28 protein-coding genes are annotated in these 23,735 nt (G+C 68.6%); 13 read left to right on the plus strand and 15 right to left on the minus strand.

Features of this window, described 5'->3' with window-relative positions:
* Positions 1-118: 118 nt before the first annotated feature.
* Positions 119-652, minus strand: coding sequence for a hypothetical protein (locus tag ACFV15_RS06570; RefSeq protein ID WP_378349136.1), 534 nt, complete (start codon positions 650-652; stop codon positions 119-121).
* A gap of 136 nt (positions 653-788) precedes the next feature.
* Positions 789-1,613, minus strand: a complete 825-nt coding sequence (locus ACFV15_RS06575; protein WP_378349137.1) for a hypothetical protein — start codon at positions 1,611-1,613, stop codon at positions 789-791.
* Positions 1,614-1,836: 223 nt separating this feature from the next.
* Between ACFV15_RS06575 and ACFV15_RS06580 the strand changes: the two genes are divergently transcribed.
* The 3 genes from ACFV15_RS06580 to ACFV15_RS06590 all read left to right on the plus strand — a co-directional run bounded on the left by ACFV15_RS06580 (position 1,837) and on the right by ACFV15_RS06590 (position 5,091).
* Entirely contained in the window at positions 1,837-3,060 is a 1,224-nt protein-coding gene (locus ACFV15_RS06580) for an MFS transporter (RefSeq protein ID WP_378349138.1), read from the plus strand.
* A gap of 188 nt (positions 3,061-3,248) precedes the next feature.
* Positions 3,249-4,535 (plus strand): diguanylate cyclase, encoded by a 1,287-nt coding sequence (locus ACFV15_RS06585; RefSeq protein WP_378349140.1) that lies wholly within the window; start codon positions 3,249-3,251, stop codon positions 4,533-4,535.
* Between the two features lie 10 nt (positions 4,536-4,545).
* Positions 4,546-5,091 carry an AAA family ATPase gene (locus ACFV15_RS06590; RefSeq protein WP_378349141.1) on the plus strand — a complete coding sequence of 182 codons (546 nt, stop codon included), beginning with the start codon at positions 4,546-4,548 and terminating at the stop codon, positions 5,089-5,091.
* Here ACFV15_RS06590 and ACFV15_RS06595 read toward each other — a convergent pair.
* Positions 5,075-5,809, minus strand: a complete 735-nt coding sequence (locus tag ACFV15_RS06595) for a hypothetical protein (protein WP_378349142.1) — start codon at positions 5,807-5,809, stop codon at positions 5,075-5,077. The genes ACFV15_RS06590 and ACFV15_RS06595 overlap by 17 nt on opposite strands.
* Before the next feature lie 203 nt (positions 5,810-6,012).
* Here ACFV15_RS06595 and ACFV15_RS06600 point away from each other — a divergent pair, with 203 nt between their 5' ends.
* Positions 6,013-6,228 (plus strand): NfeD family protein, encoded by a 216-nt coding sequence (locus tag ACFV15_RS06600; RefSeq protein WP_378349143.1) that lies wholly within the window; start codon positions 6,013-6,015, stop codon positions 6,226-6,228.
* 126 nt (positions 6,229-6,354) lie between these two features.
* Positions 6,355-7,152, plus strand: a complete 798-nt coding sequence (locus tag ACFV15_RS06605; RefSeq protein WP_378349144.1) for a hypothetical protein — start codon at positions 6,355-6,357, stop codon at positions 7,150-7,152.
* A gap of 58 nt (positions 7,153-7,210) precedes the next feature.
* On the opposite strand, the gene ACFV15_RS06610 is transcribed toward ACFV15_RS06605, so the two are convergent.
* Together ACFV15_RS06610 and ACFV15_RS06615 are read right to left on the minus strand one after the other, a co-directional pair.
* Positions 7,211-7,534, minus strand: coding sequence for a putative quinol monooxygenase (locus ACFV15_RS06610; RefSeq protein WP_378349145.1), 324 nt, complete (start codon positions 7,532-7,534; stop codon positions 7,211-7,213).
* A 35-nt stretch (positions 7,535-7,569) separates the two neighbouring features.
* Complete coding sequence (locus tag ACFV15_RS06615; RefSeq protein ID WP_378349147.1) at positions 7,570-7,953, minus strand: DUF6292 family protein; 384 nt, start codon at positions 7,951-7,953, stop codon at positions 7,570-7,572.
* A gap of 144 nt (positions 7,954-8,097) precedes the next feature.
* Between ACFV15_RS06615 and ACFV15_RS06620 the strand changes: the two genes are divergently transcribed.
* On the plus strand, positions 8,098-8,412 hold the full coding sequence (locus ACFV15_RS06620) for an antibiotic biosynthesis monooxygenase family protein (RefSeq protein WP_378349148.1): 315 nt from the start codon (positions 8,098-8,100) through the stop codon (positions 8,410-8,412).
* Positions 8,413-8,457: 45 nt separating this feature from the next.
* Here the strand turns inward: ACFV15_RS06620 and ACFV15_RS06625 are convergent, their stop codons facing one another.
* On the minus strand, positions 8,458-8,772 hold the full coding sequence (locus ACFV15_RS06625) for a hypothetical protein (RefSeq protein WP_378349149.1): 315 nt from the start codon (positions 8,770-8,772) through the stop codon (positions 8,458-8,460).
* Positions 8,773-8,947: 175 nt separating this feature from the next.
* On the opposite strand from ACFV15_RS06625, the gene ACFV15_RS06630 reads away from it, so the two are divergent.
* Positions 8,948-9,253 (plus strand): nuclear transport factor 2 family protein, encoded by a 306-nt coding sequence (locus ACFV15_RS06630; protein ID WP_378349282.1) that lies wholly within the window; start codon positions 8,948-8,950, stop codon positions 9,251-9,253.
* 57 nt (positions 9,254-9,310) lie between these two features.
* Here the strand turns inward: ACFV15_RS06630 and ACFV15_RS06635 are convergent, their stop codons facing one another.
* Positions 9,311-10,702 carry a KamA family radical SAM protein gene (locus ACFV15_RS06635; protein ID WP_378349150.1) on the minus strand — a complete coding sequence of 464 codons (1,392 nt, stop codon included), beginning with the start codon at positions 10,700-10,702 and terminating at the stop codon, positions 9,311-9,313.
* 132 nt (positions 10,703-10,834) lie between these two features.
* On the opposite strand from ACFV15_RS06635, the gene ACFV15_RS06640 reads away from it, so the two are divergent.
* From ACFV15_RS06640 to ACFV15_RS06655, 4 genes are read left to right on the plus strand one after another with little or no spacing between them, the layout of a single operon-like run.
* Positions 10,835-12,619, plus strand: a complete 1,785-nt coding sequence (locus tag ACFV15_RS06640; protein ID WP_378349151.1) for an amidohydrolase — start codon at positions 10,835-10,837, stop codon at positions 12,617-12,619.
* A gap of 10 nt (positions 12,620-12,629) precedes the next feature.
* The gene (lnt, locus tag ACFV15_RS06645) at positions 12,630-14,219 is read left to right on the plus strand and encodes an apolipoprotein N-acyltransferase (protein ID WP_378349152.1); all 1,590 of its coding nucleotides are present in this window, start codon (positions 12,630-12,632) and stop codon (positions 14,217-14,219) included.
* Entirely contained in the window at positions 14,219-14,989 is a 771-nt protein-coding gene (locus ACFV15_RS06650) for a polyprenol monophosphomannose synthase (RefSeq protein ID WP_378349153.1), read from the plus strand. The genes lnt and ACFV15_RS06650 overlap by 1 nt, the downstream gene beginning before the upstream one ends.
* The gene (locus ACFV15_RS06655) at positions 14,989-15,594 is read left to right on the plus strand and encodes a hypothetical protein (protein WP_378349154.1); all 606 of its coding nucleotides are present in this window, start codon (positions 14,989-14,991) and stop codon (positions 15,592-15,594) included. Before ACFV15_RS06650 ends, ACFV15_RS06655 begins: the two co-directional genes overlap by 1 nt.
* Positions 15,595-15,669: 75 nt before the next feature.
* Here the strand turns inward: ACFV15_RS06655 and ACFV15_RS06660 are convergent, their stop codons facing one another.
* The 4 genes from ACFV15_RS06660 to ACFV15_RS06675 form a co-directional block, all read right to left on the minus strand.
* Positions 15,670-16,560, minus strand: coding sequence for a hypothetical protein (locus ACFV15_RS06660; RefSeq protein ID WP_378349155.1), 891 nt, complete (start codon positions 16,558-16,560; stop codon positions 15,670-15,672).
* 218 nt (positions 16,561-16,778) lie between these two features.
* Positions 16,779-17,126 carry an RNA polymerase-binding protein RbpA gene (locus ACFV15_RS06665; RefSeq protein ID WP_091287474.1) on the minus strand — a complete coding sequence of 116 codons (348 nt, stop codon included), beginning with the start codon at positions 17,124-17,126 and terminating at the stop codon, positions 16,779-16,781.
* A gap of 225 nt (positions 17,127-17,351) precedes the next feature.
* Complete coding sequence (locus tag ACFV15_RS06670) at positions 17,352-18,107, minus strand: thymidine kinase (protein WP_378349156.1); 756 nt, start codon at positions 18,105-18,107, stop codon at positions 17,352-17,354.
* Positions 18,108-18,129: 22 nt separating this feature from the next.
* Entirely contained in the window at positions 18,130-19,524 is a 1,395-nt protein-coding gene (locus ACFV15_RS06675; RefSeq protein WP_378349157.1) for an MFS transporter, read from the minus strand.
* A 224-nt stretch (positions 19,525-19,748) separates the two neighbouring features.
* Between ACFV15_RS06675 and ACFV15_RS06680 the strand changes: the two genes are divergently transcribed.
* Complete coding sequence (locus tag ACFV15_RS06680; RefSeq protein WP_378349283.1) at positions 19,749-20,396, plus strand: transglycosylase family protein; 648 nt, start codon at positions 19,749-19,751, stop codon at positions 20,394-20,396.
* Between the two features lie 26 nt (positions 20,397-20,422).
* Here ACFV15_RS06680 and ACFV15_RS06685 read toward each other — a convergent pair whose 3' ends face one another.
* Both ACFV15_RS06685 and ACFV15_RS06690 read right to left on the minus strand, forming a co-directional pair.
* On the minus strand, positions 20,423-20,686 hold the full coding sequence (locus tag ACFV15_RS06685) for a hypothetical protein (RefSeq protein WP_378349158.1): 264 nt from the start codon (positions 20,684-20,686) through the stop codon (positions 20,423-20,425).
* Between the two features lie 4 nt (positions 20,687-20,690).
* Complete coding sequence (locus ACFV15_RS06690; protein WP_378349159.1) at positions 20,691-21,473, minus strand: glycerophosphodiester phosphodiesterase; 783 nt, start codon at positions 21,471-21,473, stop codon at positions 20,691-20,693.
* Positions 21,474-21,540: 67 nt separating this feature from the next.
* Between ACFV15_RS06690 and ACFV15_RS06695 the strand changes: the two genes are divergently transcribed.
* On the plus strand, positions 21,541-21,915 hold the full coding sequence (locus ACFV15_RS06695; RefSeq protein WP_378349161.1) for a hypothetical protein: 375 nt from the start codon (positions 21,541-21,543) through the stop codon (positions 21,913-21,915).
* Here ACFV15_RS06695 and ACFV15_RS06700 read toward each other — a convergent pair whose 3' ends face one another.
* Positions 21,916-22,875, minus strand: coding sequence for a tyrosine-type recombinase/integrase (locus ACFV15_RS06700; RefSeq protein ID WP_378349162.1), 960 nt, complete (start codon positions 22,873-22,875; stop codon positions 21,916-21,918). It lies immediately after the preceding gene.
* Between the two features lie 405 nt (positions 22,876-23,280).
* Positions 23,281-23,619, minus strand: coding sequence for a hypothetical protein (locus ACFV15_RS06705; RefSeq protein WP_378349163.1), 339 nt, complete (start codon positions 23,617-23,619; stop codon positions 23,281-23,283).
* Positions 23,620-23,735 lie beyond the last annotated feature (116 nt).

Below are 23,735 nucleotides of genomic sequence, written 5' to 3' on the forward strand. Positions count from 1 at the left end.
CGGGGCCCGTGTTCTTCCCGGCCCCCAACACCCCCCCCCCCGAGGGGGCGTGACACTGTGTCTTTTTGGGCGTGGGGGGTGGGGCCCCCCACGGCACCCACGCCGCCCGGTCATGGCGTCACGGCCGCTTGCCGCTCCACTGCTCGGTGAGCAGCGGGCCTTCGTAGAGCACCGCGTCACCCTTGTCGAACACCCGGACCGAAAGCTCCGGGGCCCGCCAGTCGAATATCTCGTCCATCGTCCGCGGTCGCGGCCCGATGTCGATGTTCACGGCGAACGTGTGGGCCACGATGCCGGCGGCGACGGCCACCCCGTCGGTGCCCGCCACCTCCAGCCTGCCCACCTGCGGCCCGACCGACCCGGCGACCCCGGGACGCAGGGTCCACACCAGGTAGCCGTACTCGGCGAGCGGCGGCCGGTGCCCGCCGTTCATGATGTTGAACAGCGGGCGTTCGCCTGCCCGGAACACGTACTCCGCCTCATCGCCGGAGTCGTGATACGCCAGCATCGTTCCTTCGCCGTCGCGGTCGCCCAGTTCGGCTCCGGCGTGCCAGCCGCGATGCGAGATCGCCTTCCTGGCCCGGTAGAGCTCGCCGAACTCCGTGAGTTCCTCGACCTGCCGCATGGTCTTTTCGTCTTCGCGTTCTTCCACTAGGCGCTGATTCCTCTCCTCGGTGATGACCACTGTCCACAATGGCCACCACCGAGGCTGTCACGCTCCGCGACCAGCGGCATCGGGGTTTTCCCGGAGATCAACCCGGAGTGCTGCACGGTTTCGTGCAATCGTGCTAGGCGCGCCCCGCCGAGTAATTCCGGAACAGGAGATAGGTGTCGAGAATGTCGGACGACGCACTCTGCACCGATCGGTAGATTCCCCATTTCGGGCGCACGTAGTCGCCCTCGTCGGGGATCTTCACGTTCGACATCTTGCCCTGGGCCGCGATCGGCGCGCCCGAGCCGGTGCCATTGCGGATGACGCAGCCTGCGGCGCCCTTCGGGCCGGGGGTGAACGTCCATTCGATGGTGATCCACTTGTCACGCAGCGGAGCCAGCTCGGTGGACGCGATGTTCGGCGAGCCCGAGTTGGCGTAGGCCCGCGCGCTGATCATTTCCTTGCTCCCGCTGCGGGTGAGGTCCAAGACCACCCAGGGGCCGCCGTTGGTCTTCGGCGTCTTCGTCTGGAAGATGTGCGTGAACTTGCTGGTCCCGTGCAGCGAGCCCGGAATGTACATCTCGTAGGACAGCGTCCAGTTCTCGCCGTTGCGCATTTTCAGGATGGTGCCATTTTGGACCATGCCTTTGGACTCCGTGCGCTGGCGGTCGCCGCCGCCGGTGGTGTCGCGGTCGTCCTTCCAGATGTTGAACCGGTAGTGGTCACCTTCCACGTAGACGTATTTGCGGTCGGGGTGGTGATTGCCTCGGTCGGCTTCGATGCCCTCGTAGGCCTTCAATCCGTCGGTGGCGGGAACGGGATGCCACAAGGGCGCGGCGAGCGGCGAGGCGGCGGCCGAGCGCAACGGGCCGAGCACGACGGGGGCGGCGAGCGCGGAGGCGGCGAGCGTGCGCAGCGCCGTCCTCCTGGTCAATCCGGTGGGACGCGTGGGTTCGGGCATCGTCGGTGTGTCCTTCCTGGCGGCGGGTCGACAGGTTGGTGCACATCGGCCGGCGGGCGTGGACACCCCGGAGATCGGGCTGAACATCCGATGTCTTGCCTCACTGACGGTAGGAGGATGACCCGGCACCGTCAAATGGAACTCTTCCCGCCGGGCAGTGGAACGGTTACCTTCGGTACCGGGTGAGGGGGGATGGGGTGCACGGCACACGACTCCGGGGTGGATGACCGGCACGGCGGATCGGCCCGCGACTTTTCGCGCCGTCTTCGGGATCGGTGAGTTCCGGGGGCTGCTGGCGGCGCATCTGCTGTCGGTGGCCGGTGACCAGCTGGCGCGGCTCGCGCTGACGATCCTGGTGTGGCAGCAGACTTCGTCGCCGTCGCTGACGGCGTTGACGTTCGCGGTGAGTTATGTGCCGGATGTGCTCGGTGGCCTGGTCCTGGCCGCCATCGCGGACCGGTTCTCCCGGCGGACGGTGATGGTCGCGACCGATCTCGCGCGTGCCGTGGTGGTCGCGGCGATGGCGTTGCCCGGTGTCCCGCTCGCGGTGCGGGTCGCGTTGCTGGTGCTCGTGCAGCTGGCGGCGGTCCCGTTCTCCGCCGCCCGGCAGGCTGTACTGCCGGAGCTGCTGGCCGGGGACCGGCTGGTCGCCGGCACCGGGATCCTGTCGATGACCTATCAGTGCGGGCTGGCGTTCGGATTCGGCGGCGGCGCCGCGGTGGTCGACGCGCTCAGCCCGGCGGGCGCGTTGTGGGCCGACGCGGGCACCTTCCTGCTCTCGGCCACCTTGCTGCGCATGACACTGCGTCCGCATCGGCCCGCCGGATCCGCAGAGCCGAAAGCCGGTCGCTGGCCGACGATCACGGCGGGGTGGCGGCTGGTCGCCGCGGACAAGCGGCTGCTCGCGCTGCTCGGCATCGCCTGCTGCAGCGGGTTTTACGTGGTGCCGGAAGGCCTCGCCGTCCCCTACGCGGCCGAGCTCGGCGCGAACTCGCAGCTCGGCTGGCTGCTGGCGGCCAACCCGCTCGGCACGATCGCCGGGGTGCTGGTGCTCAAGCGACTCGCGCCGTCGCGGCGGCTGACGTTGCTCGGTCCACTCGCCGCGGCGAGCAGCCTGGTGCTGCTGCCGACGGGCTGGACACCGAGTGTGCTGGTCAGCGCCCTGCTGTGGGGACTGAGTGGTGCGTTCTCGGCGCATGACATGGTCACCCAGGCCACCTATGTCCGGCTGGCCCCGGACGCGCGGCGCGGGCAGGCGCTCGGCGTCGCCGGTGCCGCGTTCCGCGCGGCGCAGGGCTTGGCGATCGTGGTGTCGGGGCTGCTCGCGCAGGCGATCGCGCCGTCGCTGGTGATCGCGGTGTTCGCGGTCGCCGGTGTGCTCGCCGCGGCGGCCGCCGCCACCGGCTGGGCCCGTGCGACGGCCGCGGCCCAGCCGGATGCCGCCTAGCAGGTCAGGGGAGTGGCCGGTCACCAGTTGTTGTCGCTCATCGGAGCACCTCCCTTCGTTGGGCCAACCGGGGGAAATCCGATTCGCGCATCATGGTCTCAACACATTCCGGTGACCGGCTGTGCCAATTCGATTACGGTGGATGGTCCAGGTGCGGGTGCGCACCCCTGTTGTGGCTGGTGAGGCGGGTGCGAGGACCGATAGGAGGCTGGCTGCTGTGGCAGCGGCCGCCCCGCGTGCTCGGCTACGTGCTCGCGATCGACTTCCTCGCGGTCGCGGCCGGCGCGGCCACCGCGAAGCTGGTGCCGATCGGCTCGCTCGACCTGATCAGGGCCGGTGTGCTGGCGATCGCCGCCGCGGCCGCGATCGAGCTGACCCGCCATGTCGAACGGCAGCGTGAGTATGCCCGCGACTCCACGGTCGCGTACGTCGACACGAAGGCCGTCTGGTCGGTCGCCGCGGTCATCGTGCTGCCGCCGCTGCTCGCGACGGCCATGGTGGTCTGGACCTACGTCTACGCGTGGTGCCGGATCTGGCCGGCCCGGCGCCCCATTCCCGCGCACCGCTGGGTGTTCGCGGCGTCGACCGTCCTGCTCGGCACCCAGGCCGCGGTCGCGGTGCTCGCGCTCGGCATGCACCACTACCCCGGCGCCCCGGCGACGGCACTGCTGCCCGGTTTGGCCGATGTCGGCGTGATCGCGGCGGCCGCCGTGCTGCGCTGGGCGATCAACACCGGGCTGGTGATGACGGCGATCGCGTTGTCAGGACCCGAAACGACCGTTCGCGAGCTGTTCAGCGGGTTCTCCCAGCAGCTGCTCGAAGCCGGAACCGCAGGCCTGGGCCTGGTGGTGGCGGTGCTGCTGGTCGTGGCGAACCCGTTCGTGCTCGCCGGTGTGGTGATCGCACTGGTCGCGATCCACCGCGGCATCCTGCTCTCGCAGCATCAGCTGGCCGCCCGCATCGATGTCACGACCGGCTTGTTCACGAAGAAATGGTGGACCGAACTCGCCGAGGAGACCCTGCGGCGCGCGGCGGGCGGCACCCGTGTCACCGGTGTGCTGTTCCTCGATCTCGACCATTTCAAGCGGATCAACGACGTGCACGGTCATCCCAACGGCGACCTGGTCCTGCGTGCCGTCGCCGACGCGGTGAAGGCCGAAACCCGAGGCCAGGACGCGGTCGGCCGCTTCGGCGGCGAGGAGTTCGCGGTGCTGGTCCCCGACATCGGCACCGCCAGGAACCTGGAGAACCTCGCCGAGCGGATCCGGCTGCGCATCCACACGGTGGCGGTCGACCTGCCGGGTGAGCACGGCATCCGCGTCACCGGCTTGACGGTGTCGATCGGCGCCGCCGTGCACCCTGCCGACGGCGGCACCAGCGTCGACGACCTGCTGCGTGCCGCGGACCACGCGTTGTACCGCGCGAAGAACGCGGGCCGCGACCAGGTCCAGACGACGCGGCCGTTCGTCGAGTAGCGTCCGGCGCATGCCGCGCTTGATCCACTTGAACGGGCCGTCCGGCGTCGGGAAGTCGACGATCGCCCAGCTCTACGCCGACCGGCACCCCGGCGTGCTCAACCTCGACACCGACCAGATCGTCAGTCTCATCGGCGGCTGGCGGGACGACTTCTGGGCGACACTGCACGCCGGCCGTTCACTGGCGATCGCCATGGCCGAGACCCATCTGCGGTCGGGACACGATGTCGTGATGCCGCAGCTGACGACCCGGCTCGCGGAGATCGAGGGCTTCGAGGAGGCCGCCTCCCGCGCCGGCGCGCAGTACCGCGAGATCGTGCTGACGATCGCCAAGCCGCAGATGCTCGACCGGTTCGCCGGGCGCACGGCGGCCCGTCACGACGCCAGGCACCGTCACATCGACGAGATCATCACGCGTGGCGGCGGCCCGAAACTGCTGGAGCGGATCCACGACCACCTCACGGCGTACCTGGCGATACGGCCCGATTGCCGGGTCGTGCCGACCGACGGCCTGTCGCCGGAGCAGACCTACGCCGAGGTCATTCGGCTTCGGTGAACGGCTCGCCGCACACTCCGCAGGTCACCGGCCCAAGGTCGAAGACGCTGCGCGCGAACCGGCCGCGCCGCGGCTTCGGACAGCCGCAGCCGACGGCGATGTAGTTGCCGCCGCCTCGGTGTGCGCCACGGCCGTCGACGGCGCCGAGGTCGATCCGCACGCGGGCGGGCGTCTCGACCTCGGTGTTGCCGTCTTCGGGTTCCGGGGTTTCGAGGATCCGCTGGACGGCTTCGGTCTCGGTGTGGCGCCACACGGTCAGCGCCGCCTCGAGCACCCCGACGTGGTCGGCGTAGGCGGTGGCCGTGTCAGCGGGAACGGCCGTGTCGGACCAGCCTTGGCGGTCCATTTTGCGCACCGTGATGCCCAGTTCTTCGGCCAGTTCGGCGAACTTCCGGTTGTGGTAGCGCCCGTCGCTGACGTCCACGATGTCGCGGGTGGCGGCCAGGCCGTGCGCGGCCTCGTGCAACGCGGTCCCGAGGATCTCGGTCGCGGGCCTGCGCAGTCCCTCGGCGCCGATGAAGAACTCGGCGCGGGGATCGACGCCGTCGCCGACGTGCCAGCGGGCCCGTGCGAAGTGGCCGAAGATCTCGGTGGGCTGGCCCATCGTCCCGGACGCGAGCACGAGAATCGCCTCGGGCACATCGGCGTGCCTGCGCCGGATCTCCGCCCAAAGCTGCTCGAGTGCGTGCATGACCTGCGTCGTGGGGCCCAACGTCACGCAGGCAAGGGTACGGCCTGCTTCCCGCTTAAGCGGTAAAAAGGGTCGTGAGTGTTTAGACCGGTTAGAACCGGCCGTATCACTCACGACCTCACGACGACCTGCGTGCCGCACGAGCTTGGGCGTGGTGGTGCTGGCGACACCCCGGTTACGGGGGAGCAGGCCATCGTGGGGCACCCACCTGCGCGGATAGCTTTCGTGGCATGAACACCGACACCTACCGCCCGGCCCGCAAGGGGACCGGCGCCACCGGGATCCTGCTCTGGCTCACGCTCGCGATCGCCGCCATCGTCAACATGCTGAGCTCCTTCGCCGGGCTCAACGTGATCGTCCAGGTCGCTGCCGGAGCCGTCGTGCTGGTCTGCGCGCTGCTGCTCACCGAGCGGTACCGCAGGCGCCGCGCGGCCAAAAACGGCTGACCGGATCGGCCGAAAGGCCATTTCCACATCGACCGATCGACCCATTTCCTTTTCGAGGAGGCACTGTTACACGTTTATGACAGAACGCTTATTGCGCGCGGATAGCCGTTTATAAATACTCGCAATATGCTGGACCAGCGCACCATTCCGATCCAACACTCCCGGCCCAAGCGACGATTCCCGCGTGGTATCGCCGTGGCCACAGTGGTCACCGTCGCGGCGGGCGTGTTGGGCTACTCGGTGCTGCGGTCCGACGCGGATCCGGCCACCCGGGTGGCCACCGTGGTACTCGACAGGGAGTCGGGCGAGAAGATCGTCCGCACCCGTGGCGATGAGCAGTTCCGCATGGCCTCGGTGGTGAAACTGCTCATCGCGCTCGACGCCGTCGTCGAGAAGGGTGTCCGCGACAAAGCCGAGGTCACGAAGATCCAGCGGATGCTCTCGGCCAGCGACGACGGGATCGCCAGCACGCTGTGGTCCCGCAACGGCGGAACCGACATCGTGACCAGGGCCGTCGCGCTGATCGGCCTGCGGCACACCACGCCGCCTGCCGACCGGGGGCGCTGGGGCGACACCTTGTCCACGGCGGACGACATCGCGGCGGTCTACACGTACATCCTCAAGCTGCCGAAGGCCAAGCGCGACCAGCTCCTCACCCCGCTCCGGAAGTCGGCGAAGGTCGCGGCCGACGGGTTCGACCAGCGCTTCGGCATCCCGTCGGCGTTCAAGGAGCGCCCGGTCGCGGTGAAACAGGGCTGGGCGGCCGGGCGTGGTGCCGTGGACGCGCACACCACAGGGCTGGTGGGCGAGGACGACAGATACATCGTGGTGATCCTGTCCACCTCACCGGAGGGCACCGGCCTCACCGAGGCGACGGCGGCAGTCACCGCGTCGGCCCGTTCGCTCGCTTCACGCATTTCGTGATAGCGCTTTCACCATGGCGGAAATTGATGCGCCGAGAGCGTCGCTCCCCATTCCGGGTTCAGCGGGGCTGGATCTCGCCCATCGGCCCGAAGCCGTCGTGCGGAGCGTCGAGGTAGATGATCTGCGGCTGCGCGGAGACCAGATCCGGCGCGGCCTCGAAGAACTCCTTCACGTACGAGTGCTTGACGTGCGCGGCGCCGGCTTCGGCGTCCTTGAAGCCCTCGATGCAGATGAACTCGTTCTCGTCGGTGAGGCTGCGGGAGATCTGAAAGAACAGGCAGCCTTCCTCGGTGTTGACGTCCCTGGCGTAGGCGTTGGCCAGTTCCACCCATTCGTCGATCTTGTCGGGACGGATGGGGAACTTGATGTTGATCAGGATCATGACGCCACTCCTGCGAACGCGGGGCAGATACCGGCTCAACTGTGCCGTACTGGCCGAAGAGGCGCTTGTCCCGATGTTCGGAGCCGAGGATGCGACACGTCCGCTCGCTCGCCTCGCGGCCGGAACTCCCGCCGTACCCAGGCGGCGACCTCACCAGCGGCAGGTATCGCGTTGCCGCGGAGGCGGGCCACGACGAGGTCGCCGTCGCCTGTTTCGGCCGCGAGACTCCAGCCCTGCGTTTCGCTCCACAGCAGTGCGACATCGTGCCCGGCGTGCCTGCCGTCGAGCGCGATATAGGCGTTGCATGGCCGCTCGGGTGAGACGAACCAGCTGTCGCCGACGATCCCGAGCGCTTCGGCGGTCAGCCGGATGTAGTCACGCAGCCCTCGCGTCAAAGTGCCGTCGAAATCCAAGTCCACGCGTCCCAGCCGCCCTTCGCTTCGATCGCTAGCGAACGACGCCGGCTGTTTGACGCCGGGATCCGGGTACCCGCTCTGCCCGCGTCGAAACGGCGAGCGGGCGTGCCTTGACCTCCAGCGCGGTCGAGGTTCCACAATTCAACCATGGTTGAAAAACAAGTTACCTTCATCAATGTCATCGAGCTGCCCGCCGCCGAGGTGGACGCGTTCATCGTGCAGTGGCGGGAACGAGCGATGCTCACGACCACCACGCCGGGCTTCCGGGACTTCCGCCTGCACCGGGCCAAGCTCTCGGACGCACGGTTCCAGCTGATCAACGTCGCGCACTGGGACAGCGAGGAGGCTTACCGCGACGCGATCGCCGACCCGGCCTTCCGGGCGGCGATGCGTGGCGTGCCGGGCTTCGTCAGCGCGAGCCCGGCGCTCTATGACGTGGTGGTGGAGCACGAGAAGGCGTGATGCCGCGCGGCTGGGCGGGTCGCGGGGACCCGCCCAGCCGGGTGCTCAGGTGTTGTAGTTGATGTCCTTGCGGACTGCGGTGTCACCCTCGTAGCACCAGATGGTGCTCTTCATCAGCCCCGGGTGCGCCCAGATCCCGGTGCGTGGGTAGGTGGTGGACTGGCCCGGCTTCCGGCAATCGATCCTGATCCGGAAGGTGCCCGTGCCGCTGGTGCAGTAGGCCTGGCCGCCCGTCGCGTTGTCGATGTACTGCGACGAGCATCCGGTGGGCGCCGCGGTCGCGACGGACGGCGCGGCGACCGCCACCCCCGCGAAGACGAGTGCGCCGGCGCCCAAGAGCCTGAGTGTCCGGTTGGTCATGGTTCCCCTCCGTGTCCGCTGCTGCCTGCCGCGGTGGACCTTGCCGCGTGGTCCGCCCAGATCCCGCCCAGGCGAGGTCAACGGCGCGGCCTGCTCAGCGGTGGCCCTTCGGGAAGTGGATCACGGTGCTAGCCTCGCCGGTTGGGGTTTCGTCGATGTTCCTGGGGGTTTTGAGATGAGTTTGGCCGTCAGCGACCGTCTGCAGATCAACGAGGTGATCGCACTTCATGGTCATCTGTGTGACGCCGGCGCCTATGAACGCTTCGGTGAGGTGTTCACGCCCGATCTCGAGGTCGACGTGAGCGATCTTGGTCTCCGGCCGGTGCCCACCGGTGATCCATCGCGGTCACGTCTCGAGGCGTATACCGCGGTCGCGCGTGATCGTGGGCCCGCGAGCCAGGGCCGACGTATCAGGCGCCGAAAGGTGTCACCTCGTCGTGAGCCCGGGCATGGGGTCGAACCGCGCACCACGCCCAGGTGACTGGGCGGGTGCGTCCCGAGAGGCGAAACGATGGTGCCGCCTCTCGGGACGCGCCGGTCAGCCGTTGTGCTCGGCCCACCACGTGCGGCCCGCTTCGGGCAGCGTGGAGATCGGGTCGTAGTACGGGTAGTGCCGCTGCAACGCGTCGGGGTCGGTGTGCTCGATCCCGGTCCGGTAGTTCTTGGTCCAGTAGGAGATGCCGCGCTCGCGGTCGTACTCGGCGAGCTGGTGGACCCAGCGTTTGCCGACGTAGGGCACGTCGCACACGATGCGGGGGGTCGCGTAACCCGGCAGGTAGCCCATGATCGCGTGCTGCAGTTCCTGCGCCTCGTGCACCGAGACCCGCCAGTGCTCGGCGTTCGGGATCATGTCGCACATGTAGAAGTAGTACGGCAGGATGTTCGCCTCGCCCTGCAGCGCGAAGCACAGGTCGAGCAGCTGCGCGGGGGTCGCGTTGACGCCGCGCATGAGCACGCCCTGGTTGCGGACATCGCGGACGCCGACGTTGAGCGCGGTCTGCGCGGCCTCGGCGACCAGCGGGGTGACCGACTGGGCGTGGTTGACGTGGGTGTGGATCGCGAGGTTGACGCCGCGGCGCTGCGCGGTGACGGCGACGCGCTCGAGGCCTTCGACGACCTTCGGCTGCAGCCAGTGCTGGGGCAGGCCGGCGAGCGCCTTGGTGGCGAGGCGGATGTCGCGGACCGTCTCGATGTCCATCAGGCGCATGAGGAACGACTCGAGCTGCGGCCACGGGACGTTGGCCACGTCGCCGCCGGAGACGACCACGTCACGCACGCCGGGAGTCTTCTTGAGGTAGTCGATCATCGCGTCCTGGCGGTCGACCGGCTTGAGTGAGAGCTTGTGCTTGTCGACCTGCTCGGTCGAGTTCCCGACGAGGTCCATGCGGGTGCAGTGGCCGCAGTACTGGGGGCAGGTCGAGATCATCTCGGCCAGCACCTTGGTGGGGTAGCGGTGGGTCAGGCCCTCGACCACCCACATCTCGGCCTCGTGCAGTGAGTCGCGCTCGGAGTGCGGGTGGCTGGGCCACTCGCTGTCGCGGTCGCTGCGCACGGGCATCATGTACCGGCGGATCGGGTCGGCGTAGAACGCCTCGGTGACCTTCATCGGGTCGGAACCGGCCTGCGGCGCCATCGTGTTGAGCATCTGCGGAGGCAGCAGCATCGACATGGTCGCCATCTCGCGCTGGTCGGCGAGCAGGTCGTCGTAGAAGCGCTCCTCGAGCAGATCGCCCATGAGCGTCTTGAGCTGCTTGATGTTCCGTACGCAGTGCACCCGCTGCCACTGGGCGTCGCGCCACTGGGCCTCGGTCACATCGCTCCAGCCGGGGAAGCGGCGCCAGTCGGGTTCCACCAACTCGGTCCGCCGGTACTCGTACGGCTGTTCCAGAGCGTCGGCGGCTATCGCGACAGGTTCCTGGATCGCAGTCACTGTTGCTCCTAGTCGTCGGGAAAACGTAAAAATATCCTGTCATACCGTCAGCTGGACGTAAATATTATCGTCCGAGTCGTGATCACGCAGCGCGGCACAGTGTCAGATCCAGCGCCTGGAAGACTCTCCGGAGTGACGGAAGACAGCACCACGCTCCTGCTCGGCGGCCGCGTCTACACCCCTGGTTCACCCGACGCCACCGCCATGGCGATCACCGGCGGCACCATCGTCTGGGTCGGCCAGGACGCGCCGGCCCGCGCGCTGCACCCCGGCGCCGAGATCGTCGACCTCGACGGCGCGTTCGTCGCGCCCGGTTTCGTCGACGCCCACGTGCACGCCACCGCGACCGGCCTGCACCACACCGGCCTCGACCTCACCCGCGTCCGCGACGCCGCCGGCCTGCTGGCGGCGGTCCGCGACGCCGTCCGGCCCGGCGAGGTGCTCATCGCGCACGGCTGGGACGAGTCACAGTGGAACGACCCCCGCCTGCCCAGCCGCGCCGAACTGGACGCCGCCGCCGGCGACGTGCCCGTCTACCTCAGCCGCGTCGACGTCCACTCCGCGCTCGTGTCGAGCGCACTGATCACCCCCGAGGCCCGCGCCGCCGACGGCTGGTCGCCCGACGGCCCGCTCACCCGCGACGCCCACCACCGCGTCCGCGACGCGATGCGCGCGGCCATCACCTCCGAGCAGCGCGCCCGCGCCCAGCGCGCGTTCCTCGACACGGCCGCGTCGCGCGGCATCGTCAGCGTCCACGAATGCGCCGGGCCCGACATCTCCAGCGAACAGGACCTGCTCGACCTGCTCGCGCTGACCGACGGCCCCGAGGTCGTGGCGTACTGGGGCGAGCACGGCGCGATCGACACCGCGCGCCGCCTCGGCGTGCGCGGACTGGCGGGCGATCTGTTCGTCGACGGTGCCCTCGGCTCCCACACAGCCGCCCTGTGCTCGCCCTATACCGACGCACCGGACACCTCTGGCGCGCTCTACCTCGACGCCGCCGCGATCGGCGACCATCTCGCCGCGTGCACCGACGCCGGGCTGCAGGCGGGCTTCCACGTCATCGGCGACGCGGCGGTCGCCGAGGTCGTCGAAGGCTTCCGTCTCGCCGAGAAGACCGTCGGGCAGCGCGCGCTGGCGTCGCGCCACCACCGGCTCGAACACCTGGAGATGATCACCCCCGAGCAAGCCCGCGCGCTGGCGTCCTGGGGTGTCGCCGGCTCGATGCAACCGCAGTTCGACGCGGCCTGGGGCGGCACGGACGGCATGTACGCAACCAGGCTGGGCGACCGAGCCGCGGCGCTGAACCCGTTCGCGATGCTCGCCTCGGAAGGCGTGGTCCTCGCGTTCGGCTCGGACGCACCGGTCACCCCGCTCGACCCGTGGGCGAGCGTGCGCGCCGCGACCTACCACCGCACCCCAGGCTCCGGGCTGTCCGCGCGCGCCTCGTTCACCGCGCACACCCGAGGCGGGCACCGCGCGGCCGGGATCAACGACGGCCTCACCGGCGCGCTGGTCCCCGGCGCTCCCGCCCACTACGCGGTCTGGGACGCACCCGAACTCGTGGTCGCCACGGCGGATTCACGCGTCGCGCGCTGGTCGACCGACCCCCGCGCGGGCGTCCCGCCGCTGCCCAAGCTGGACGCGGACGCACCCCTCCCGACCTGCCTGCGCACCGTGCGCGCCGGCCGGGTGATCTTCGAGTCGTGGGGGGTGGGGGCGGGGGGGGTACCGGGGGGACCCGACCCCGCCGGTAAAAAAAAAGTTGTTGAAGGGGGGGCCCCCCGACACCAACACCCAAACCCCCCAAAAAAAACCACACCCCCCCGGGGGGGGCGGGGGGGGTTTATCTGCGTGTGGTTTTTTTCCCCGAGGTACACCCCCCCCCGAACCCCCCACGACTCCTTTACCCCTTAAAGTTCGGCGCGTGATCGAAGATGCCGTGGCGCCGCCCAAGCGACGCAGGTTCTCCCGTGCCTGGGCGGTCCGCTTCGCCGTGGCCGCGGCGTCGGGCTTCGTGCTCTACCTCAGCTACGCGCCGCGTCCGCTGTGGTGGCTCGCGCCGCTCGCGTTCACCGGGCTCGCGCTGATCGTCACCGGCAGGCGGTTCCGCGGCGGCTTCGGGTACGGGTTCCTCTTCGGGTTCGCCTTCTACCTGCCGCTGCTGACCTGGCTGCTCGACTTCCTCGGCCCCGACTTCGGCCCGTGGCCGTGGATCGGCCTGTCCGCCGCGCTCGCCTGCTACAGCGGACTCGCCGGCGGCCTCATCACCGTCGTGTCGAAACTGCCCGGCGGCCCGTTCTGGTCCGCGCTCGTCGTCATCGCGACCGAAACCCCGCGCACCTGGTTCCCGTTCGGCGGGTTCCCCTGGGGACGCGTCGCGTTCAGCCAGCCCGAAGGCGCGTTCACCCCGCTCGCCTCGATCGGCGGCGCGCCGCTGGTCGGCCTCGCCGTCGTGCTCACCGGGTTCGGCCTGGCCAAGGCGCTCGACGACCGCCGCGCGCTCGCGTTCGTGATCGTCCCGCTGACCGCGGGCATGGTGCTGTGGCCCACGATCGGCACCGACGCCCAGGACGGCGAGCTGACCGTCGCGACCGTGCAGGGCAACGCGCCCGACATCGGCCTCGCGCTGGAAGGCCGCCGCGACGAACTGCGCGACAACCACCTCGCCGAGACCCGGCGCCTGCTCGCCGACATCCGCGCGGGCAAGGTCCCCAAGCCCGACCTGCTCGTCTGGCCGGAGACCGCGACCTACCTCAAGCAGAACGACCTCGTGCTCGACCAGCTCATCGGCGAACTCGGCGTGCCCGCGATCATCGGCGCGCTCGACCGCACCGGCGCGGACAGCTCGCAGAACTCCGCGATCGTGTGGGATCCACGCACCGGGCCAGGCCAGCGCTACGCCAAGGTGCACCTGGTCCCGTTCGGCGAATACGTCCCCTCCCGCGAGCTCGCCCGGCTGGTGACCCCGTTCGTGGACAACATGGCCGACGTCAAACCCGGCGACGGTTCCAACAGCGCGCTGGCCGTCGCGGGCACCAAGGTCGGCGTGTTCATCTGCTACGAGACCGCCTTCGACGGCCCCGGCCGCGCCAGCGTCGCGGGCGGCGCCGAAGTGCTGCTCGTGCCGACCAACAACGCCTGGTACGGCCCGGGGGAGATGAGCTACCAGCAGCTGGCGATGTCGCGGCTGCGCGCGGTCGAACACGGCCGCGCCGCCGTGGTCTCGGCCACCAGCGGAGTCAGCGCGATCGTCAGGCCCGATGGGACAATCGCCAGGTCAACCGACCTTTTCACGGCCGCCTCGCTGGTCGAGCGAGTGCCGCTGCGGCGGCAGACTACGCTGTCGGATCAATTGGGTGCGTTGACGGAGTACGGACTCGTGGGCCTGGCAATGGCAGGGGTGCTCGCCGGGTTCGTGCTCCGTAGTCCATTGTGGACGCGGCGCACGCGGCGCGACGGCGCCGGACCGACGAGATCCGCGGCGGGTGACCCGCCGAGGGAAGGAAAGAACTGATGGCGCAGGCGCCGCGGGGGGCCCAGGAAATCGATCCGGTGCTGGTGGTGATCCCGACCTACAACGAGCGGGAGAACATCGGCCCGATCTTGCGCCGGCTGCTCGAAGCCTTACCGAAGGTGCACGCGCTCGTCGTCGACGACGGCAGCCCTGACGGCACCGGCGACCTCGCCGACGAGTTCGCCAAGAACGACGAGCGGGTGCACGTGCTGCACCGCACGGAGAAGGCGGGCCTCGGCGCCGCCTACGTCGCCGGCTTCCGCTGGGGACTGGCCCGTGAGTACCGGACGATCGTCGAGATGGACGCCGACGGCTCGCACGCGCCGGAGGACCTCCCGCGCCTGCTCGACGCGCTCGGCGACACCGACCTGGTGATCGGCTCGCGCTACGTCACCGGCGGCACGACGGTCAACTGGCCGCTCTCGCGCCAGCTGATCTCGCGCGGCGGCAACCTGTACTCCAGGCTGGCGCTGGGCGTGTGGAAGATCAACGACATCACCGCCGGGTTCCGCGCCTACCGCCGTGAGGTGCTCGAGAAGCTCCCGCTCGACGAGATCGCCTCGCACGGCTACTGCTTCCAGATCGACCTCGCCTACCGCACCCTGCTCGCCGGGTTCGACGTGGTCGAGGTGCCGATCACCTTCACCGAGCGCGAGATCGGCCAGTCGAAGATGAGCGGCTCGATCGTGCGCGAGGCCATGCTGCGCGTGGGCGCCTGGGGTGTGAAGCGCCGCTACGCCCAGGTGAAGGGGCTGTTCAAGCGCCGCTGATGGGGCGCAAGCACTGGGACTGGGCTCAGCTCGGCGCCAGGGCACCCGAGGACTGGCGACGGCGGGCGCGCCGTGACTTCCCGCTGCGCGTCGACGCCGTCCGCACCAAGCTCGCGCCCGGCGTGCACATCAACGGCAACCCGTTCTTCTGGGAGTTCGCGTATTTCGTGGCGATCCCGAGGAGGGGCGGCCGCGCGCTGCTGCTCGGGCTGGCGTTGCCGCTGACGCTGGTGGGCGTGAGCCTGGGCGTGGCGGTGGCGTGGGACATCAGCGTTCCGCTGGTGTGCGTCGCGGCTTTCGGGCTGTTGCTGATGATGTCGTTCCTGGTCGCGCAGGTGCGGCGGCGCCCGTATTGGCAGCCAGGTGTCGTCCCGATGGTGCTGTTGAGCATCGTGTCGGCGGTGCCGCTGATGGTCGCGGCGCAGGCGGCGGTGGCGGGCTATCCGCGGCAGTCGGCCGGTTTCGCCGTGTTCGACTGGCTGACCGTGCAGGCCGCGGCCATGATTCCGGCGAGCGTCGCAGGGCTGGTGGTGTGGCTGCCGATCGCGTATGCGAAATATCGCCGCCGTGCCGATCCGTGCCGGAGCCGTTCGCGGAGCGGGTGACCCGGGGGAGGAGCCGGTCCGTGACGACCGGCTCCGGCTGCGCGGCGACCTGCTGCGGCAGACCGGGCAGGCGCTCTAGGCGCAGGCCGGTGCGTTCCAATCGCCGGTGGCGTTCTTGGCTCCAGGCCCGCTCGGACCGGTCGTGTGCGTGCTCTCGCCGACCTCGCCCCACGCGCCGCCGTAGCGGTACCACGGCCGCGTGCGCGCGTCGTAGAGCGTGGTGGCCGACCACGCCGGGCCCTGGCTGGTCGTGTCGGAGAAGCCGAGCGCGGTCGGGAAGCTGCCGACCCTGGGGTAGCTCGCGTGCGTGCCCTTCGCGGAGAACACCTTCGGGTGAGTGCCGGACTTCGGTGTGTCGGCCCACGACCTGGTGCAGCTGCCGCCGTGCCCGAAGTACGCCACCTTCACGGGTGCGTCGTTCGCGTCGAGCTTGATGGCGATCCGTTCCCAGTCGCCCTCGTGGTTCTGCACCAGCGGCCCGTCGTTGTACGGGTAGAACAGCCAGAAGGTGATGTAGTCCTTCGCCTGGTACTCGAAGTACACCGGCGCCGCCGTGCTGCCGACGCCGCGGCGGTTGTTGTCGAGGTCGAGGTACATCCCGTCGCGCGCGTTCATCTCGTGCGGCCGCACCCGGTCATCGCTCGCGTAGAAGGCGCCGGAGTCGTCGCAACCCGGCCAGCCGCTCTTCTTCTGGTGCTTGTACGTCCCGTTGCCGAGGCTCGCCGCGTTGACCGCGCCCTGCGCGGCGATCTGGTGGTCACTGGGACACGGCGCCGAGTGCGACCACTTGAGCGCCGAGTACTGGATGAACGACTCCGCCGAGTTCGGCGGGTTCTTCTCGCCGGTGGCGAGGTAGACCAGCGGAGCCAGCCGTTTCTGGATCGGATCCGCCGCCACCGCCGCGGGTGTGAGCGCCGCGCCCACCGTGAGAACCGCGGTCAGGACACTGGTCAGTCGTTTGCCCATGAGAACCCCCCCTGTAGTCGCGTCGGACGCTACCGGAGTCGCGCCTTCCGGGTACGAAGATCACCAGAACGCGGGAACAGTGTTATGCCGGGGAAAGAGAGAAGCACCCTCGCGGGGGGAGGTCGCGAGGGTGCTTCGGCTTGGTGGCGGGAGGTTCGTCAGCTACGACAGTCGAGAGCCAGGCGGTTCCTGGCGGTCAGGGACCGCCTGGGCTCGACTTAGGCCGAGCGGGTGGTCCTACGACCCTTGAGCTCGGCGAGACGTTCGTTGAGCAGGTCTTCGAGCTCCGGGATGGAACGACGCTCGAGCAGCATGTCCCAGTGCGTCCTCGGGGGCTTGACCTTCTTCTGCTCCGGCTGTCCGCCGTCGACGATCTCAGACTCGCTGCCGTGCAAGCGGCACTCCCAGACGGCCGGGATCTCGGCGTCGTCGGAGAACGGCACCTCGAACTCGTGGTTCTTGGGGCATGCGTAACGCACGGTGCGCCGCGGCGCGAGGTCGTGATTGCGGTCGGTCTCGTAGCTGACCGCTCCCAGCCGGCTTCCACGGAGTACACGGTCGGCCATGATGGGTCCTTTCAGTCGGCTCCGGGTGGAGCCTGGGCGGTGCTCACCCTATGCAACGAACGAGCGGTTCCGGAGATTCCCGGAGCAGCATGTCATTGCTCACGATGAGCTGCATCACCCGTCGGCAACAGCTTCCTCCAGTAGGACGGATTTCGCGGCCCGGCGTGACGCGCTTAGGGGGTTCTTCATGGTGATATCCCCCATACGGGCTATTGGGGAGCCCATTCAGGTCAGTCGTAACTGACCGTGTTGGCCCATCACGGGACCGAGGTCTCCAACCCGGAAATGGCGGCGACATAATACCTTGTAACGTACGGTAGTTACTTCCGCACCTAACGGTGATACTGGTGAACTTTCAACTACAGAGGGTTCCGTATCGGCGACCACAACAGTGTCACCGTCACGAAGTACCTCTCCGTCACGCACCCGCGCGTTGAACCGACCCGGCAGACCACACCAGCACAACACTTCCACCTGCACGGGCTGCAGCTCATCGGCCAGTTCGAACAGTCTTCGCGCCCCGGGGAACAGCTCGCTGCGGAAGTCCGTGGCGATCCCGAAGCAATACACGTCGATCTGGACGTCATCGGCCAATTCGGCGAGCTGATCCACCTGATCGGGGGAGAGGAACTGCGCCTCGTCCACGATCAGATAGTCCACCTGCAGCCCCCGCGACCACCGCTCGCGGACCAGCTCACGCAGATCGGTGTCCGTGCCGACCTCTGTCGCCTGCCTGGTGATCCCGATCCGGCTGGAGATCTGCGGCGCACCGGAGCGGTCATGACGGACCAGCAGCAGCCCCCGGCGACCCTGCCGGGCGTGATTGTGGTCGATCTGCAGCGCGAGCGTCGACTTCCCGCAGTCCATCGGGCCGTAACAGAACTTCAGTTTCCCCACGATCGGGGCGCCGCGACGGGAGCCAGCCACCGGCACCGAGAGCGCATCGGCGGGTTCGGAGTCGCTATCGGAGAGTACGGTCACGACGCCCGACCCTATCGGCAGCTCACAGCACGGCCGGAGGACGGTTCCCCGCGGCCACGATCGCCCGGCGCACCGGCACGAACCAGGTGAGCACGAACCCGATCACGAAGAACGCCGTCAGCGCCACGATCGCCAGCCGGAACGAACCGGTCGCCTGCCCGATCCCGGCGAACACCAGCGGCCCCAGCCACGACGTGCCACGCTCACCGACGTTGTAGAGCGAGTAGTACTGCGCCTCCTTGCCCAGCGGGATCATCTGCGCGAACAACGACCGCGACAACGCGTTCGTTCCCCCGAGCACCAGCCCGATCCCCACCGCGACCCCGTAGAACCCGACCTGGTCACCCGCGTGCACGGTGTAGGCGAACCCGATGACCAGCACCCACACCACCAGACTGCCCAGTATCGTCTTCTTCGCACCGAACCGGCGCGCGACCAGCCCATGCAGCATCCCGCCGAAGTACGCGACGAACTGGATCAGCAGCACCGTCACGATCAGCACCTGGTTCGAGAACTTCAGCTCGTCCTTGCCGTACTGCGCCGACACCGCGACCACCGTCGAGATCCCGTCGGTGAAGATCAGGAAGCAGCCGAGGAACGCCAGCGTCAGCGGAAACCCCTTCGCCTCACGCACCGTCTGCCGCAGCTCGGTGAACCCGGCACGCAGCACCGACCCCTCGGCGGGCAGCTCGTGCGCGCCACCACGTGCCGGCAAGGCGCGCAACGGGATGATCGTGAACACCGCCCACCAGATCCCCGAGGTCAGGAACGCGATCCGGATCGCCATGTCCTGGCTGATGCCCAGGCTCTTGTGCGCCATGAACAACCCCAGCTGCAGCAGCAGCGCCAGCCCGCCACCGAGGTACCCGAACGCCCAGCCCCGCGCCGACACCGCGTCCCGCTCGTCAGGCCCGGCGATATCGGGCAGGAACGAGTAGTAGACGACCAGCGAACCGCCGTACCCCAGGTTCGCGATGAGGAACAGCACCACCCCGAGCTGCCAGTCCGACCCCTCGACCAGGAACATCGCGCCCGAGCACACCGCGCCCAGCAGCGCGAACCAGCCGAGAATCCGCTTCTTGTCCCGGCTGCGGTCGGCGATCGCTCCGGTGATCGGCAGCACCAGCACCTGCAGCACGGTCGCGACCGAAATCAGGTAACCCCACAGCGAGCCCGCCGGGAAATACAGCCCGAACAGGCTGATGTCGCAATTCTGCAGCGTGTTCGTGACACCTTGCGCGTCCCGGCACGGCGCCGGCCCGTTGGTGGCGGTGTCGGATTTCGCCGCGGTTTCCGCGACCGAGCTCATGTAGAGCGCGCCGAAGACGGTCGTCACCGAAGAGTAGAACGGCGAGTTCGCCCAGTCGTAGAAGTACCAGCCCCGATGCAGGCGCCGACGGGTGTCCACAGTGGTCATTCGAACGGCTCCGGTGCTCGTCAGCTGCGGTGGTCCGGGGGAGCGTACTGGCACTCACCCAGACGCGCCGAAGCGCGGTTAGCTCCGTTATGGGCGTGTCGCTCCCGCGTTTCACGATTGTTTTATGTGATGCTGATGTTTTCGGTGGTGCACTTGTGGTTAAAGGGATCATTACTTACTGTGCTCCTATGACCAGCAAGCCACTTCGCACCGTGATGAGATCCGTGGCCCGGATCCTGATCCCCGCGATCGCGGTCATCGGCCTGCCACTCGCGGTCAGCGCACCCGCCTCCGCCGACCCGGCCAGCACGGCCTGGGCCAAACTCCGCATGTGCGAGTCCAGCGGCCGCTACAACATCAACACCGGCAACGGCTACTTCGGCGCCTACCAGTTCAACCTCGCCACCTGGCAGAGCGTCGGCGGCCAAGGCCGCCCCGACCTCGCCAGCCCCGCCGAGCAGGACTACCGCGCCCTCTACCTCTACCGCATGCGCGGCTGGCAACCCTGGCAATGCGCCAGCATGCTCGGCCTCCCCGCCGACGGCGACGCCCGCACCAAGCGCATCCCCACCTACGGCGAATCCGCCTACATCGGGGGAGGCGGCCAGCCCTCACCACCCGTCCCCGCACCCGGCGGCCCCAAACCCGCCTGGCCCGGCGTCGTCTACGACTACGGCGCCTGCGCCGAAGGCCTCAAAACCTTCCAGCTCCGCATGAACGCCTACGGCTACGGCTTCGCCGGCACCGGCTGCTACTACGAGAAGACCCGCGACGCCGTACTCGCACTCCAGCGCGCCAACGACATCAAGGACTCCGGACTGCTCGGCCCCAAAACCTGGGACGCCGCCTGGTCCGGCAAACCCCCACGCTGACCAGGTCGTGAGTGGTATCGCCGGTTCTAACCGGCCGTACCACTCACGAGATTCCCCTGCTCAAGATGCCCCCCAGCGCAATTACCTATCACGAAACGCTCCCGTGGTGCGCCCAGCTCGCCAGCGGACTCCGCCAATTCCGCGCGCTGCTCCGCCACCGGCGCGCCCACATCGAAACCCAAGGCATCGCCCGCCTGCTCGCCGCCCACATGCTCAACGTCACCGCCGACGACAACGACGACGCCTACTTCGAACTCGGCATCGAAATCATCCTCGACGGCCTCACCCAACGAGCTAAGCGGCGTTCCAGCAACCCCGCTCCGTCAACACCTCACGCAACAAGTCCGGCCGGTCCGTGACGATGCCGTGCACACCCAGATCCAGCAGCTCACGCATCTCATCGGCGTCATCGATCGTCCACGTGTGCACCTCGACACCGGCCTTGTTCGCCGCCGCGATGAAAGCCTTCTGGACCACCGTCAACCTGCCCTGCCGCACCGGCACCTGAGCCATCGCGCCCCGCATCAGGAACCGCAAGGGCAACGGCGGCACATGCCCGTTCGCCCACAACGCCGCCACCGCACCAGGCCCCATCGACGTCACCAGCCGAGGACCCGCCAGCCGCCGCAACCGCGCCAGCCGCCCATCCGAGAACGACGCCGCCGCCACCCGCTCGAACGCGCCCATCCGCTCCACCGCACGCACGAACGGCTCCACCGCGCCCGCCGACTTCACATCGATGTTGAAATGCGCGTCCGGAAGCTCCTCGAGCACATCCTCCAGCCGCGAGATCTGCTCACGACCGCCCACCTTCACCCCGCGAAGCTGGGCCCACGTCTGCCCGCTGATCGGCCCCGCACCATCCGTCGTCCGGTCCAGCAGATCATCGTGATGAACGACCACCACACCGTCCGACGTGGCGTGCACGTCCGTCTCCACGTACCGATAGCCCTCGGCCACCGCACGCCGGAACGCCGACAGGGAGTTCTCCATCCCCTCCAAGTCGCCGAGATGCCACCCGCGGTGCGCGAACGCACGAGGACAAGGAGACGCGAGATACGCGTGAGCAGCTACCACGCCCCACAGTCTGCCTCTTCGGCGTGGCCCCGGCGTGAGCAACCCATGGCCGGTTATCGTCGAATACGTGAGCGACGTCGCCGAGCTACCGGATGAGCTACCCGCAGTAGTACGCCGATCCGCCGTGCCCGCGCACTGCGGCTGGTGCGGACGCAGGCTCCCCGAGGGCGCCAACCGCGGCCGGCGGCGACGCTACTGCGGCCAATCCTGCCGCCAGCGCGCCTACGAACGCCGCGCCGCCGTCCAGCGCACAGGCCTGCCCGAAGACGCCGTCGTACTCTCCGACACCGAGATCGCCGACCTGCAGGACAAGATCTTCCAGCTCCGCTGCGCCGCCGAGGACATCGTCACCGCCGCCGAAGACGGCGCCGAGATCGACGAACTCCGCAAACTCGCCGAGGAGATCGCCCGCACCGCCAAAGACCTCGAGCAGATCCGCTAGTCAGAGCGTGTCCAACGCCCGATAGGTCCGGTTGCTCGCGACCGCGGCACGCTGCTCCCGCCCCGTCGCCTCGATGTAGTTCTGACTCGTCGCCAGGCTCGCGTGCCCCAGCAACGCCATGATCTCCGACGCCGTCGCGCCATCCTCGGCGAGCCGCGTCGCGAACGTGTGCCGGAGCGCGTGCAGATTCGCCCCGACCGGCACCCGATCATGGAGCCCGGCCCACCGGTAGCAGGACTTCACCAGGTACTCCAGCGCACCGCGCCCGATCGGCTCGCCCGCTCGATCCCGCACCAACGGGGTTGACGGCCCGAACCGCTGATGCGGGAACCGCTTCCGGCACGAGTCCAGGTAGTTCTGGATGATCTTCTCCATCACCTGCTCGACCGGGATCGACCGATCACGACTGCCCTTCCCATGAACATGCAGCCGCATCTCCCCGGACCGCCCGACCAGCGACCGGGCACTCAACGCCCGCATCTCGGCCGACCGGAGCCCGGCGACCAGTCCCAGCGCGATCACCAGCACATCGCGTTCAGGCCAGGGGTCCCGAGTCTTCCTGGTACCGCCCGCGGCCGCCGCGAGCAGTCGCTCGGGCGTGTCCTCACCCCGGAGCGGCTTGGGGGTCAGGGGAGGGGTCTTCGGGCGCGCGACCGCTCCCATCGGGTTCCCGGCGAGCAGGCCGTCCGAGACACAGAAGGTCAGGAACTGGTTCCAGGTCGACCAGGCCCTGAGCACCGAACTCTTGGCGTGGTTGTCCGCGAAGGCGCCGAACGCGTCGCGGAGCGCGGGCGCCGTGAGGTCGCCGATGGTGAGTTCATCCGTTTCGATCCCGGTCTCGGCGACCAGTAGGGAAGTGATGCCCGCCAGGTCTCGGCGGTAGGCGTCGGTGGTGTGGGGTGAATCCTTGCGTGGACGGCGGGCGGCGAAGAACGCTTGCTGGGCGTCGAGAACCCTCATGTGGATCTTGTACCCGACACCACCGACAGTTTTCGACGAACTCCGACCCGCCGAGTGCTGCATAATGGCAATTATGCATGAAACGGCTCTCGGAAGGGGGCAGGCCCCTCCTGGGGGATCCCGCCCCTCGTGGTCGCCCGAATGCGTCTTTTGGTCCCCGCGAGATCCCCAATGCGTCGTTCGGCCCCTGCTGGATCCCCAATGCGGCCTTCGGCACCTGCGAGGTGCCTGGCGACGCATTGGGACCCTGAAGGGCTCGGCCCGGCGATGTCTGGACCACGTCGGCTTACGCCGGGTTTTGCCGGGTCTGTTTTCGTCACCGTGACGTAATGAGGTGGGGTCGCAGGACATTGGAATTGAGGCCGGAAATGGCCGTTGGGGACCGGCATGATCAACATTAGGATATTAGAAGTCGACTACATGAAATCCGGCGACATGGGCCGACCAGAGGAGGCCGCCGTTGCATTCCGCGGTCGACGGCCCGAATCCGAGCGGCACCAGATTGCCCGCCGTGTACCAATAGGACGATCCTGATTGGCAATGCGCCACCACCTGATACATCCTGGACGGATCAGGCAGCGAGTAGCAGGTCATCTGCACGCCTTGCCCCAGAAAAACGCCGTAGAGCGCCGTCAGGCAACCAGGTGGCGGGAAATCATCGGCGGCGCCCGCGGCAGGCGCGGCCACCGACGATGTCATCGAAAGAATGCCCGCGGCTAGTAAGCCGGCCGTTTTCTTGTACATCACTTTCTCCTGGGGATCGTCCCAATGGAAAGTTCAGATTAGCCGCTCGGAAGAATTGCCGGGAATTCATCGGGAAGGTGAAAAGAAAACGCACGCGGTGATGTGCATTGGGCCAA

The organism is Amycolatopsis sp. NPDC059657 (genome assembly GCF_042734395.1).
Classification (GTDB): Bacteria; Actinomycetota; Actinomycetes; order Mycobacteriales; family Pseudonocardiaceae; genus Amycolatopsis.